The following is a 13,814-nucleotide window of genomic DNA, read 5'->3' on the forward strand; positions in this document are numbered from 1 at the left end:
GTATGGACACGTCACCCCGCTTCTTCACCGAATTATTCTGCGCGCTTTTAGTGGACACACTAAAGCTGTAGCTTACAGAAAAAGGCTTTTTTGGTCCACCGCTAAAGAGCCTTAAAGGCAGAGGAATGCGACAGAACATCGCTTAGCGGGGTAAAACAGGGCTCAAGCGCGAAGCCTGGCCCTGTTTTGGATGCATCTCAACGCAGATCCAGCACATCCTGCATGTCATAAAGACCCGCCGGACGACCGTCCAGCCACAACGCAGCACGTACTGCACCCTTGGCGAAAGTCATGCGACTGGAAGCCTTATGGGTAATCTCCAGACGCTCGCCCTCAGCAGCGAACAACACCGTGTGATCGCCCACCACATCCCCCCCCCGGACCGTGGCGAAACCAATGGTTTCACGCTCACGAGCGCCGGTATGGCCTTCACGGCCATACACCGCGACCTTCTGCAGATCACGCCCCAGCGCATCAGCAATCACCTCGCCCATGCGCAGAGCGGTTCCCGAAGGCGCGTCGATCTTGTGCCGGTGATGCGCCTCGATGATTTCGATGTCTGCATCATCGCCCAGCACACGGGCTGCCATGTCGAGCAGCTTCAGCGACAGATTGACGCCAACGCTGAAGTTGGCGGCGAACACGATCGGAATATCCTTGCCCGCCTCGGCCAGCACCTGCTTTTCCTTGTCGCCCAAGCCCGTGGTACCGATCACCATGGCCTTGCCCGCCTTGCGGCAGAACGCCAGGTTCTTCAGCATCACTTCCGGCAGCGTGAAATCGATCAACACATCGAACTCATCGGCAACCTTTTCCAGGCTGTCGGACATCGGCACACCGATGCGTCCCAGCGATGCCAGCTCGCCAGCATCGGCACCGACCAACGAACTGCCAGGCCGCACGATCGCCGCGGTAAGCCCGGAGAGCGGCGAGCGCTGTTGCACGGCCTCCACCAGGTTCTTACCCATGCGCCCTGCGGCGCCCATCACAGCTATACGTCGCATGCTTCGCTCCTTACAGGTCGCCGAAGAAGCGCTTCACGCCTTCGAACCAGCCAGTGGTTTTCGGCGAGTGGGTATTGTCGTCCGCCAGGGAACCACGCAACTCTTCGAGCAATTCACGCTGACGACGACTCAGGTTCACCGGCGTTTCCACCGCAACCCGGCACATCAAGTCGCCAGCACCGCCGCCACGCACCGGAGCCACACCCTTGCCACGCACACGGAACTGCTTGCCGGTCTGGGTGCCCTCAGGGATCTTCAGCTTGACCCGGCCGTCCAGCGTCGGGATTTCCAGCTCGCCGCCCAGCGCCGCGTCAACGAAGCTGATAGGCACTTCACAGAACAGGTGCTTGCCGTCGCGCTGGAAGATCGAGTGCTCACGCACATTGATCACCACATACAGGTCGCCCGTAGGGCCGCCCTGGGTCCCCGCCTCTCCTTCTCCGGACAGACGAATGCGGTCGCCGGTATCGACGCCCGCCGGCACCTTAACCGACAGCGTCTTGTACTCTTCGACGCGACCTTCGCCATGACAGGAATCGCACGGATCGGAAATGATCTTGCCCTGGCCATGGCAACGCGGGCAGGTCTGCTGCACCGAGAAGAAGCCCTGTTGCATGCGCACCTGGCCGATACCGCCACAGGTCGGACAGGTAACAGGAGAGGAGCCTTTCTTGGCGCCCGAGCCGTCGCAAGGCTTGCAGTTGACCAGCGTCGGAACGCGGATATTCACGGTGGTGCCGCGCACCGCCTCTTCCAGGTTCAGCTCCAGGGTGTAGCGCAAGTCGCTGCCACGCTGAGCCCCGCCACGGGAGCCACCACGACCGCCACCAAAGAAATCACTGAAGACATCGCCAAAGATGTCGGAGAAGTTCTGGCCACCGAAGCCGGCGCCACCACCGCCCATGCTCGGATCGACACCGGCGTGACCGTACTGGTCATAAGCCGCGCGCTTGCTCGAGTCAGACAATACTTCGTAGGCCTCGTTGGCCTCCTTGAACATATCTTCCGACGCTTTGTCGCCGGGATTACGGTCCGGGTGGTGCTTCATCGCCAGACGGCGGTAAGCCTTTTTCAGGTCGGCTTCGCTCGAGCCTCGCTCCACACCCAATACTTCGTAATAGTCACGCTTTGCCATAAGTCTTCGCACTCTTAAGGACGTTCGACAACGCTCTCCTGAGCCTCGCCAAACTCGTTGAGCCCCAATACAGGCCCGGACCCAACTCACGTCAATTCAACGATCCTGGTCTTGGATAGACGACCAACAGACTGGCCGACAACTGCGGTAATCCCGAACGGAAAGCAGGAGCATTTCCGGCCGTACCGCCAGCGTGCGAAAAGAGCCGCACGCCGTAAAAAATTCGCTTGCTCCAGACACGCCAACGCGGGAGCAAGCTCCCGCGCGGCGACATCCTACCAGTCACCGCACAAAGGCAGTCAACCGGCCGACCAACAAGCAGTCTTACTTGTGGTCTTTTACTTCTTCGAACTCAGCGTCGACGACGTCGTCGGCTTTCTCGGCCGATTCACCCTGCGAAGCTGCGCCTTCTGCCGGCTGAGCCTGCTCGGCGTACATCTTCTGAGCGACCGGAGCGGACACTTTCGACAGCTCTTCGACCTTGGCGTCGATGGCAGCCTTGTCGTCGCCTTTGATAGCGGCTTCAAGGGCAACCACGGCAGCTTCGATCGCAGCCTTCTCTTCAGCAGTCACTTTGTCGCCCGCATCAGCGATCATCTTGCGAGTCGAGTGAACCAGGGCATCGCCTTGGTTACGCGCGCTGGCCAGCTCTTCGAACTTGCGGTCTTCTTCGGCGTTGACTTCAGCATCACGAACCATCTGCTGAATTTCTTCCTCGGACAGACCGGAGTTGGCCTTGATCACGATCGACTGGGTCTTGCCGGTCGCCTTGTCTTTCGCACCTACGTGCAGGATGCCGTTGGCGTCGATGTCGAAGGTCACTTCGATTTGCGGCACGCCACGTGGAGCTGGTGGAATCTCGGCCAGGTCGAACTTGCCCAGGGACTTGTTCTGCGCGGCTTGCTTACGCTCGCCCTGCAGCACGTGAATGGTCACTGCGCCCTGGTTGTCGTCGGCAGTCGAGAACACTTGCGATTTCTTGGTAGGAATCGTGGTGTTTTTCTCGATCAGCGCGGTCATCACGCCGCCCATGGTTTCGATACCCAGGGTCAGCGGGCTGACGTCCAGCAGCAGTACGTCTTTCACGTCACCGGCCAGTACCGCGCCCTGGATGGCAGCACCCATGGCAACGGCTTCGTCCGGGTTCACGTCCTTGCGTGCTTCTTTACCGAAGAAATCGGTGACCAGCTTCTGCACCAGCGGCATGCGGGTCTGACCGCCGACCAGGATCACGTCGTCGATCTTGCTGACGTCGATACCGGCGTCTTTCATGGCGATGCGGCAAGGCTCGATGGTGCGCTGAACCAGGTCTTCGACCAGCGACTCCAGCTTGGCGCGGGAAATCTTCACGTTCAGGTGCTTAGGACCAGTAGCATCTGCGGTGATGTACGGCAGGTTGACGTCGGTCTGCTGGCTCGAGGACAGCTCGATCTTGGCTTTTTCAGCGGCTTCTTTCAGGCGCTGCATGGCCAGCGGGTCACCCTTGAGGTTCATGCCGCTTTCTTTCTTGAACTCGTCCACGAGGTAGTCGATCAGACGGATGTCGAAGTCTTCACCACCGAGGAAGGTGTCACCGTTGGTTGCCAGTACTTCGAACTGGTGCTCGCCATCGACTTCAGCGATTTCGATCACGGATACGTCGAAGGTACCGCCACCCAGGTCATAAACGATCACGGTGTGATCGCCCTTGGCCTTGTCCATGCCGTAAGCCAGAGCGGCCGCGGTAGGTTCGTTGATGATGCGTTTTACATCCAGGCCCGCGATGCGGCCGGCGTCTTTGGTCGCCTGGCGCTGGCTGTCGTTGAAGTAGGCCGGAACGGTGATCACCGCTTCGGTCACGGCCTCGCCGAGGTAGTCTTCGGCGGTCTTCTTCATTTTCTTGAGGATTTCGGCCGAGATCTGTGGCGGAGCCATTTTCTGGCCGTTCACTTCAACCCAGGCGTCATTGTTGTCAGCCTTGACGATCTTGTAAGGGACCATCTGGATGTCTTTCTGTACGACTTCTTCGTCGAAACGGCGACCGATCAGACGCTTCACCGCGTACAGGGTGTTGTGCGGGTTGGTCACGGCCTGACGCTTGGCCGACTGGCCAACCAGGATTTCGCCATCGTTGGCGTAAGCGATGATGGACGGCGTGGTACGCGCGCCTTCAGCGTTTTCGATAACTTTTACGTTGCCGTTTTCAAGAATGGAGACGCAGGAGTTGGTAGTCCCCAGGTCGATACCGATAATTTTGCCCATGTTAACTCTCCCGAAACTTTAGATTTTGTTGCCGCAGCAGTGGTGGCCGACTGCGGTAGCACTTAAACGCTTGACCTATAAATGGGGGCCCTGCGCGCGATTTCAAGCCTTCTCGTCAATCGAAGGCGAAACCGGTGCGGGTGCCTTGCTGACCACGACCATGGCCGGGCGCAGCAGGCGACCGTTGAGCTGATAGCCCTTCTGGAACACCTTGAGAACGCTGTTCGGCTCGACGTCGGCACTTTCCTGCATGGCCATCGCCTGGTGCTGTTCAGCGTTGAACGGTTCGCCATGCGGATCGATCGCTTCCAGCTGATAACGCTTCAGGGTGTCCTGGAACATCTTCAGGGTCAGTTCGATACCTTCACGCATCGGGCGAATGCTTTCGTCGTCCGGGCTGGACAACTCAAGACCGCGCTCGAGACTGTCGATCACTGGCAGCAGGTCGCCAGCAAAACGCTCGAGGGCGAATTTGTGAGCTTTTTCTACATCCTGCTCGGCACGGCGGCGGACGTTCTGCAGATCGGCTGCGACACGCAATGCCTGATCCTGAGCGCCAGCCAACTGCTCTTCGAGCACTTGCACACGAGCCGCCAGATCTTCGCCCGAGGCCTCGGGGGCCTGATTGGCGTCGAGATTTTGCGTATCCAGCGTCTGTTCGTCAGCCATAAAATTCTCCTTTCAATATCGTCCGCGAGCTCAACTCACGCTTCTGCCCCGATATATGGGGTCGCATTTTCCAGGTTCAAGGGCCGCACCCTCGGCAAAAATCATTGGACGACCCCAAACGCCGGTCACCAATTATTCCCGCACACGATAAAAAAATCCGTCAAGCAAGCGAATCGAGCTAAGGGCGGGCATTGTCAGCCGAAAACAAAACACTGTATAAATAACCAGACCTAAAGCTTGGGAGCGGCCTTTATGCTGGTGCACCTGTCCGTACACAACTACGCCATCGTTGAGCATCTCGATCTGGAACTGGATCGTGGGATGAGCGTCATCACGGGTGAAACCGGCGCCGGCAAATCGATCATGCTCGACGCCCTGGGGCTGACCCTGGGTGATCGCGCCGACAGTGGCGTAGTACGCCCAGGTGCCGACAAGGCCGACATTCTCGCCACCTTCGACCTGGAAGACATTCCCGAGGCCCGCACCTGGCTCGCCGAACGCGACCTGGACAACGACAGCCCATGCATCCTGCGCCGGGTCATCACCGCCGAAGGCCGTTCCCGTGGCTACATCAATGGCTCCCCGTGCCCGCTAGGCGACCTCAAGGCACTCGGCGAACTGCTGATCGACATCCACAGCCAGCATGAACACCAGTCGCTGCTGAAAACCGATACCCACCGCCGCCTGCTCGACGAGTACGCCGGCGCCACCGACCTGGCCCGCCAGGTATCGCTGGCAGCCCAGCGCTGGCGCCAGACCCGCCAGGAACTGGAGCGCCTGTCCAACTCCGGGGACGAGCAGCGGGCGCGCCACCAGCTCCTCAGCTATCAGCTGGAGGAACTGGAAAACCTGGCCTTGGGCGAAAACGAACTCGAGCAACTGGAACTCGAACACAAGAACCTGACCAATGCCGAAAGCCTGCTGGGCATCTGCCGGCAAGTCGTCGAGCATTGCAGCGAAAGTGATTCGGGCAACGTCCTCAGCGCCCTCACAGCGAGCCTCAATCGCCTGTCGAGCATCGGCAACACCTCCGGCGCCCTGGCGGAAGCCACCAACCTGCTGGCCAGCGCGCAAATCCAGGTCGAAGAAGCCGTCGGCGAACTGAATCGCTTCGTCGACCATTTCGATGCGGACCCGGCGCGCCTGCAACAACTGGAGGAGCGGCTGGATGCCATCTATACCCTGGCTCGCAAACACCGGATCCAGCCCACCGAGGTGGCAGCCATGCAGCAGAAACTGCTGGAGGAAATCGAAACTCTGGATGCCAATGACGAATCCATTGAGCGCCTGGGCGATGAGCTGAAATCCTATGCCCGGCACTATCACGAAAAGGCCAGGGAGCTGAGCGAGCTGCGCCAGCAGGCCGCAACCAGCCTGGCCAGCGCCGTCGAACAGGAAATCCAGCGCCTGGGCATGCCTGGCGGCCGCTTCACCATCGAACTGCACGCCAACAGCGGCGATGAACTGCAGCCCAACGGCCTCGAGCAGGTCGAGCTACTGGTCAGCGCCAACCCCGGCCAGCCGCTCAAGGCCCTGGCCAAAGTGGCATCCGGGGGCGAACTGTCGCGGATCAGCCTGGCAATCCAGGTGATTACCGCACAGACCTCTCGTGTCCCGACCCTGGTATTCGACGAAGTGGACGTCGGCATCGGCGGCCCGACCGCGGAGATCGTCGGCCAACTGCTACGTCGCCTCGGCGAGCGCGGCCAGGTATTGACGGTCACCCACTTGCCGCAGGTGGCAGCCCAGGGCCATCAACATCTTTTTGTGCACAAGGTGCGCGGCAGCGATGCGACTCACACCGCGGTTTCCAAACTGGGCAAGACCGAGCGGATCGAAGAGGTAGCGCGGATGCTGGGCGGCATCGACCTGACCAAGGAGTCGCTGGCCCACGCGAAAAAAATGGTGGTTACCGCCAAGGCTTGAGTCCCTGCCACTTTAATAAAGAGCAGAAAGCACGAAGGCGACCCTTGGGTCGCCTTCGATCGTTTCGCGGACTATGTCCGCGCGACATGCTTATTTCTTCGTGCGTACGTACAGCACCAAGTTGTGATCCACCAACTCGAAGCCATGCTTCTCGACAATCGCCTTCTGAAGCTTCTCGATTTCTTCGTCGAAGAATTCGATCACCTCACCGGAATCCACGTTGACCATGTGGTCGTGGTGACCGCCGTCAGCCAGTTCGAATACCGCATGACCGCCATCAAAGTTGTGGCGTACCACAAGGCCTGCTGCTTCAAACTGGGTCAGAACACGGTAAACCGTGGCCAGACCGACATCCTCGCCAGCTTCCATCAGCGCCTTGTAAACATCCTCGGCGCTCATGTGTCGCTGCTCGGCGGAATCGAGCATTTGTAGAATTTTGACCCGTGGCAGAGTCACTTTAAGGCCGGCTTTACGTAGTTCGCTATTTTCAACCATGGTCAGCTTTCTCGCGGATGCTGCTTCGCAGCTTCTCTTAATGCGGGTATGATCGGGGTTTACGTTGTCCCAGCCAAGATAGTGGAAGTCGCCCACCGATGCAAAACACCAAGCTCTTGCTAACCAGTTTCACCTTCGTGGGACTGCTCGCACTCGCCGGTTGTTCATTCCCCGGGGTTTACAAAATCGACATCCAGCAGGGCAATGTCGTCACGCAGGACATGATAGACCAGTTACGCCCGGGAATGACCCGCCGGCAAGTACGGTTTATCATGGGCAACCCTCTGTTGACCGACACGTTCCACGCCGATCGCTGGGATTATCTGTACAGCCTGCAACCAGGTGGCGGTGAACGCCAGCAGGAGCGCGTCAGCGTTATCTTCAACGGTAACGACCAACTGGTCAGCCTTTCCGGTGACTTCATGCCTGGCGTAAGCCGCGACGAAGCCATCCTGGGCAAGGACAGCGGCACTACCGTGACCGCCCCTACTGAAAACGCCGAACAGCCAAAACCGGAAAAACCGGCCAAGCCTGGCTCTCTGCTCGATCAGATCCAGAAGGACGTCGACAACGTCGAGACCGTTCCGGTGCCAACACCAGAACCTCTGGACACCTCGCCGCAATAATTTGTGGTGGAATAAAAAAGCCCGGCGAGTCCGGGCTTTTTGTTGCCTGTCGATTTGCTCAGGACTCTGAATTACGAGCCCGGGCCTGCGCCGCCTTTGCCGCGCGCAGACGTCGGACCTCTTTAGGGTCAGCCAGCAGCGGGCGGTAGATTTCGATGCGATCGTCCGCCCGAACCGGCTGCTTCCCTGGGTCCGCAACCGCTTTGCCAAAGATCCCCAGCGGACAATTGTCCAGATCCAATTCTGGAAATTGCGCGCCTATCCCACAGCCTTTCACTGCCGCACGAACAGTAGTCCCCGTTGGCACCGCAACACTGAGCAATACCTGCCGGTCGACCGCGGCATACACCACCTCGACTTCGATCATGGGCTCAAGCATGCAACTGCTTGGCCCGCTGACAAAACGCATCGACCAGGGTGTTGGCCGCCTGGTTGAACAAAGGCCCCAAGGTCGCGCGAACCAGTGGACCGGCGTAGTCGAACGACAAATCCAGGCTGATCTTGCAGGCCTTCTCGCCCAGCGGTTTGAAAATCCACACGCCGTGCAACTGGTTGAACGGCCCTTCCTCCAGGTTCATCTCGATCGACTGGCCCGGCACCAGGGTATTGCGCGTCACGAAATGCTGGCTGAGCCCGCCCTTGGCAACGGCCAGGCTGGCGCGCATCTGCACCTCGCTGCTCTCCAGCACCTCGGCCGACGAGCACCAGGGTAAAAACTCCGGGTAGCGCGCCACGTCGTTGACCAGGTCGTACAAAAACTGCGCCGGATAAGGCAACAGGGCCGAGCGTTGAATATGTGTCGTCATGTCAGCGTCATTTCCACAACTGGGCGGCAAACACTATAAGAATGCCGATGGGCGCCACATAGCGCATCAAAAACAGGGTCAGGGCAAAAAGCAGCGGACTGCGGATCGACAGCTCATCACGAACCGCCTCGCGCCCCATCACCCAACCCGCGAACACCACAAAGCAGAGGCCACCCAAGGGCAACATGATCCGCGAGGTGAAGAAATCGATCACCCCGAAGAAATCCAGACCACCCGCCGCCCCCCATTGGTAGAGGTGGAAAGCCCCGCCTTCGTTCACGAAAAACTTGGCCTGCTGCCAGATATTGAAGGAGAACACCGTTCCCAATCCGACGAACCAGCAGGTAAACGCCAGCCAGAATGTCACCCAGCCACGGCGGATTCGAGTCCGCTCCACCAGGTAAGCCACCATCGGCTCCAGCAGCGAGATCGCCGAGCTCCAGGCGGCAATGGCCACCAGGACAAAAAACACCACGCCCATCAGCTGGCCGAACGCCACATTACCAAAGGCAAAAGGCAAACTGACAAACATCAGCCCTGGACCTTCACTCGGGTTCAACCCCGCGGCAAACACGATCGGGAACAGCGCCAGCCCCGCCAGCAGCGAAACGAAGGTATCCAGCAGCGCCACGCCGACAATAGTGCCGGAAATGGACGAATGCTTTGGCATGTAAGCGCCGTAGATCATGATGGAACCGACACCGACGCTCAGGGAAAAGAACGCATGTCCCATGGCCGGCAACAGGCCGTCGAGCAGCTTGTCGGTGCTGAAGTCGAACATGAAATGCACGCCTTCCATGAAATGCCCGGTGGTCAGGCTGTAACCCAGCAGGATCAGCAGCATCACGAACAACAGCGGCATCATGATCCGCAGGCTGCGCTCAAGCCCGGCCACCACGCCCTTGGCGATGACCACCGCCGACAACAGCATGAACAGCGTGTGCCACAGCGTCAGCCGCCAGGGGTCGGCAATCACCGTGCCGAAATAGGTGCCGACCTGATCCGCCGTCACGCCCTGGAAATCACCACGCCCCATATCGATGATGTAGTCCAGCGACCAACCACCCACGACGCTGTAGAAGGAAAGAATCAACAAGGCCGTGATCATCCCGGCGAACGCGCCCCAGGACCACTTGGCCGAATGCCCCGCCTCCAGGGCCAGCGCCTTCAAGGCATTGGCCGGGCTTTGCCGGGCGCGACGGCCGATCAGGGTTTCCGCCAGCATCACCGGCACACCGATCAGCGCGATGCAGGCGAGAAATACCAGGACAAAGGCGCCGCCACCGTAGACGCCGACCATATATGGGAATTTCCAGATACTTCCCAGGCCCACGGCAGAACCAGTCGCAGCGAGTATGAAAACCCAGCGACTGGCCCAGCCGCCGTGGACAGAAACCTTGTCCGTCGACATCAAAAACGCGCCCAACCGAGAAAAAAGAGCGCGCATTGTCCGGGATTCACTCAACCTGCTCAAGCACGCAGCTTCACCGTAGCCGACACGCGTGCAACTGCCTATAATGCCGCCCCTATGGCTAAACAGAAGAAACACCCAACAGGGACCATCGCGCAAAATAAAAAGGCGCGTCACGATTACTTCATCGAACATCGGTTCGAGGCTGGCATGGTCCTGGCCGGCTGGGAAGTAAAGAGTCTGCGTGCGGGCAAGGCACAACTGGTCGACAGTTACGTGCTGCTCAAGGACGGCGAAGCCTGGCTGCTGGGCAGCCACTTCACGCCACTGACCACCGCCAGCACCCATGTGATCGCCGACCCCGTGCGCTCGCGCAAACTGCTGCTCAACAAGCGCGAGCTGGAGAAGCTGTTCGCTGCCGTGCAGCAGAAGGGTTATGCCTGCGTGTGCCTGTCGCTCTACTGGAGCAAGCACATGGTCAAGTGCGAGATCGCACTCGGCAAGGGCAAGAAGGAATACGACAAGCGTCATACCGAACGCGAGCGCGACTCCGATCGTGAGCTGCATCGCGCGGTGCGCAACAAGGGCAAGGAAGAGTAACGCTCTTCTGCCTTGATGCCATGATCGCGAGCCAGCTCGTTCCTACCAGGAGCGAGCTGGCCAGCGATGAATCTCCCAACTAAATCCCCTTGCGCCGCTCCGCCCGAGCCACGCGCTGCACTTCCTGACGCACCTCTTCCAGCACTTCCTGCACATACAGAATGTGCCGGCTGGAGACTTCGCGCGCCTGCTCGGCACGTCCTTCGATAATCGCCTGGTACAGATCGCGGTGCTGGCTGATCAGCATGTCGCGGGTTTCGGTGCGCTGCTTGTACATGCCGCCAATGTTGGTCACCACGTTGCGCTTGAGCAGATCGAACAGCCCGCGAATGGTGTGCAGCAAGACAGCGTTGTGACTGGCCTCGGCAATCGCCAGGTGGAATTGCGCGTCTGCCGCGCCCTCTTCCGCCCGGCTCACATCGCCGGCCCGGGAATAGCAATCCTGCAACTCCTCGAAGGCCGCGGTGAGCCGTTCACGATCCACCTCGGTGGCACGCAATGCCGCGTAATAGGCGCATGAGGCTTCCAGGGTGTGGCGAAATTCCAGCAAGTCACGCTGGGCTTCAGGGTTGCTTTCCAACAACTGCAACAGCGGATCGCTGAAGGTCGAGCCCAGCGACTCCACCACATAGTTGCCGCCACCCTGGCGACTGACCAGCAAGCCCTTGGCCGTGAGTTTCTGGATCGCCTCGCGCAACGACGGTCGCGAGACACCGAACTGTTCCGCCAACGCACGCTCCGCCGGCAGGCGCTCACCGGACTTCAGCGTGCCCTCGAGGATCATCCCCTCGAGCCGCTCGACAATATCGTCAGACAAACGGCGCTGACGAATCTGATCAAACCCCATAACTCACTCTCCACGATCCCGACCGCGCGCCGGGCTCTCTATTCTGGCCTATCGGGGCTGCGCCAGCACCTATCAGAACGCATGTCGGCGAGCGGATCAGATGCCATCTGCACCGCACCTTCGACAAAAGTTTTAGGGCGGCAAATTGACACACCGCTCACAAGGCTTTTACCCTAGCCAACAGCGATTGTAAATTGGTCTTACCAATTAACCAAATACGCTGACCAGTGCCTGACCAACAACAATTAGGGGCCACCCCATATGCAAACCTGGCAACAGCTTTACAGCCCGCTCGGCAGCCTCGGCCTGTCCGCCCTCGCCGCCGTCATCCCGATCGTCTTCTTCTTCCTGGCTCTGGCCGTGTTCCGCCTCAAAGGACACGTTGCCGGCAGCATCACCCTGGCGCTATCGATTCTGGTGGCGATCTTCGCCTTCCAGATGCCCGCCGACATGGCGCTTGCCGCCGCTGGCTATGGATTTGCCTACGGTCTGTGGCCCATCGCCTGGATCATCGTCGCCGCCGTATTCCTCTACAAACTGACGGTCAAGAGCGGCCAGTTCGAGGTCATCCGCAGCTCCGTGCTGTCGATCACCGACGACCAGCGCCTGCAGGTGCTGCTGATCGGTTTCTGCTTCGGGGCCTTTCTCGAAGGTGCCGCCGGGTTCGGTGCGCCGGTCGCCATTACCGCCGCGCTGCTGGTGGGCCTGGGATTCAATCCGCTGTACGCCGCCGGCCTGTGCCTGATCGCCAACACCGCCCCGGTGGCCTTTGGCGCCCTGGGCATCCCGATCATCGTGGCGGGCCAGGTAACCGGCATCGACGCGTTCAAGATCGGCGCCATGACCGGCCGCCAGCTGCCGCTGCTGTCGCTGTTCGTGCCGTTCTGGCTGGTGTTCATGATGGACGGCCTGCGTGGCGTCAAAGAGACCTGGCCCGCGGCGCTGGTGGCCGGCCTGAGCTTTGCCGTGACCCAGTACTTCACCTCGAACTTCATCGGCCCGGAACTGCCGGACATCACCTCGGCCCTGGCCAGCCTGGTTTCCCTGACGCTGTTCCTCAAGGTCTGGCAACCCAAGCGTTCGTTCGCCGCGGCCACTGCCAGCGTCGGCGCCGCTGCCGTGCGCAACGGTGGTTTCGGCCAGCCGCGCACCACCCAGCCTTCGCCCTACAGCTTCGGTGAAATCTTCAAGGCCTGGTCGCCATTCCTGATTCTCACCGTGCTGGTCACTATCTGGACGCTCAAGCCGTTCAAGGCGATGTTCGCCGCCGGCGGCTCGATGTACAGCTGGGTATTCAACTTCGCGATTCCGCACCTGGATCAGCTGGTGATCAAGAGCGCGCCGATCGTCGCCACTCCGACCGCGATTCCGGCGGTGTTCAAGCTCGACCCGATTTCCGCCACCGGCACAGCGATTTTCTTCTCCGCGCTGATCTCGATGCTGGTGCTGAAGATCAATTTCAAAACTGGTCTGACCACTTTGAAAGAGACCTTCTACGAACTCCGCTGGCCGATCCTGTCCATCGGCATGGTGCTGGCCTTCGCCTTTGTCACCAACTACTCCGGCATGTCCTCGACCATGGCCCTGGTGCTGGCCGGCACCGGCGCGGCGTTCCCGTTCTTCTCGCCGTTCCTCGGCTGGTTGGGGGTGTTCCTGACCGGTTCGGACACTTCGTCCAACGCCCTGTTCAGCTCGCTGCAAGCCACCACCGCGCACCAGATCGGCGTCAACGACACCCTGCTGGTAGCGGCCAACACCAGCGGCGGCGTGACCGGCAAGATGATCTCGCCACAATCGATCGCCGTGGCCTGCGCCGCCACCGGCCTGGTAGGCAAGGAATCGGACCTGTTCCGCTTCACCCTCAAGCACAGCCTATTCTTTGCCACCATCGTCGGCCTGATCACCCTGGCCCAGGCCTACTGGTTCACCGGCATGCTGGTGCACTGATCGCGACACCGAAAGAACCGGCGCCGGAGCACCCACCCGGCGCCTGCAACTCACAACCCGGTCTGCAAGGCTGCTGAAAGCTTGCCTCTCTATATTCAGCAGCCGCC

General features: G+C 60.0%; 13 protein-coding genes. 4 read left to right on the forward strand and 9 right to left on the reverse strand.

The window, feature by feature from the left end:
* Positions 1-197: 197 nt before the first annotated feature.
* The 4 genes from dapB to grpE all read right to left on the reverse strand — a co-directional run bounded on the left by dapB (position 198) and on the right by grpE (position 5,049).
* Complete coding sequence (gene dapB / locus J4E58_RS05145) at positions 198-1,004, reverse strand: 4-hydroxy-tetrahydrodipicolinate reductase (protein ID WP_087091209.1); 807 nt, start codon at positions 1,002-1,004, stop codon at positions 198-200.
* A gap of 10 nt (positions 1,005-1,014) precedes the next feature.
* A complete protein-coding gene (gene dnaJ / locus J4E58_RS05150) occupies positions 1,015-2,139 on the reverse strand; it encodes a molecular chaperone DnaJ (protein WP_007920853.1) in 1,125 nt (374 codons plus the stop codon).
* Positions 2,140-2,463: 324 nt separating this feature from the next.
* On the reverse strand, positions 2,464-4,380 hold the full coding sequence (dnaK, locus tag J4E58_RS05155; RefSeq protein ID WP_007920851.1) for a molecular chaperone DnaK: 1,917 nt from the start codon (positions 4,378-4,380) through the stop codon (positions 2,464-2,466).
* Positions 4,381-4,482: 102 nt separating this feature from the next.
* Complete coding sequence (gene grpE, locus J4E58_RS05160) at positions 4,483-5,049, reverse strand: nucleotide exchange factor GrpE (RefSeq protein WP_007920848.1); 567 nt, start codon at positions 5,047-5,049, stop codon at positions 4,483-4,485.
* A 252-nt stretch (positions 5,050-5,301) separates the two neighbouring features.
* Between grpE and recN the strand changes: the two genes are divergently transcribed.
* Complete coding sequence (gene recN / locus J4E58_RS05165) at positions 5,302-6,975, forward strand: DNA repair protein RecN (RefSeq protein WP_053259602.1); 1,674 nt, start codon at positions 5,302-5,304, stop codon at positions 6,973-6,975.
* 90 nt (positions 6,976-7,065) lie between these two features.
* Here recN and fur read toward each other — a convergent pair whose 3' ends face one another.
* Complete coding sequence (gene fur / locus J4E58_RS05170; RefSeq protein ID WP_007920840.1) at positions 7,066-7,470, reverse strand: ferric iron uptake transcriptional regulator; 405 nt, start codon at positions 7,468-7,470, stop codon at positions 7,066-7,068.
* Between the two features lie 98 nt (positions 7,471-7,568).
* On the opposite strand from fur, the gene J4E58_RS05175 reads away from it, so the two are divergent.
* Positions 7,569-8,096: an outer membrane protein assembly factor BamE gene (locus J4E58_RS05175; protein ID WP_007920839.1), complete on the forward strand. Its 528-nt coding sequence runs from the start codon at positions 7,569-7,571 to the stop codon at positions 8,094-8,096.
* Between the two features lie 58 nt (positions 8,097-8,154).
* On the opposite strand, the gene J4E58_RS05180 is transcribed toward J4E58_RS05175, so the two are convergent.
* Genes J4E58_RS05180 through J4E58_RS05190 form a run of 3 tightly spaced genes read right to left on the reverse strand, consistent with a single transcriptional unit; the run spans position 8,155 to position 10,313 of the window.
* Positions 8,155-8,475, reverse strand: a complete 321-nt coding sequence (locus J4E58_RS05180) for an RnfH family protein (protein ID WP_172963016.1) — start codon at positions 8,473-8,475, stop codon at positions 8,155-8,157.
* Positions 8,468-8,902 carry a type II toxin-antitoxin system RatA family toxin gene (locus J4E58_RS05185; protein WP_007920838.1) on the reverse strand — a complete coding sequence of 145 codons (435 nt, stop codon included), beginning with the start codon at positions 8,900-8,902 and terminating at the stop codon, positions 8,468-8,470. The genes J4E58_RS05180 and J4E58_RS05185 overlap by 8 nt, the downstream gene beginning before the upstream one ends.
* Before the next feature lie 7 nt (positions 8,903-8,909).
* The gene (locus J4E58_RS05190; RefSeq protein WP_087091208.1) at positions 8,910-10,313 is read right to left on the reverse strand and encodes a sodium-dependent transporter; all 1,404 of its coding nucleotides are present in this window, start codon (positions 10,311-10,313) and stop codon (positions 8,910-8,912) included.
* Positions 10,314-10,430: 117 nt separating this feature from the next.
* Here J4E58_RS05190 and smpB point away from each other — a divergent pair, with 117 nt between their 5' ends.
* Entirely contained in the window at positions 10,431-10,913 is a 483-nt protein-coding gene (smpB, locus tag J4E58_RS05195; RefSeq protein WP_009042112.1) for an SsrA-binding protein SmpB, read from the forward strand.
* 79 nt (positions 10,914-10,992) lie between these two features.
* Here the strand turns inward: smpB and J4E58_RS05200 are convergent, their stop codons facing one another.
* Positions 10,993-11,760 (reverse strand): FCD domain-containing protein, encoded by a 768-nt coding sequence (locus J4E58_RS05200; RefSeq protein ID WP_007920835.1) that lies wholly within the window; start codon positions 11,758-11,760, stop codon positions 10,993-10,995.
* 261 nt (positions 11,761-12,021) lie between these two features.
* On the opposite strand from J4E58_RS05200, the gene J4E58_RS05205 reads away from it, so the two are divergent.
* Positions 12,022-13,707: a lactate permease LctP family transporter gene (locus J4E58_RS05205; protein WP_007920833.1), complete on the forward strand. Its 1,686-nt coding sequence runs from the start codon at positions 12,022-12,024 to the stop codon at positions 13,705-13,707.
* The last annotated feature ends 107 nt before the right edge of the window (positions 13,708-13,814 follow it).

The organism is Pseudomonas sp. FW305-25 (assembly GCF_017351415.1).
GTDB lineage: Bacteria > Pseudomonadota > Gammaproteobacteria > Pseudomonadales > Pseudomonadaceae > Aquipseudomonas > Aquipseudomonas chlororaphis.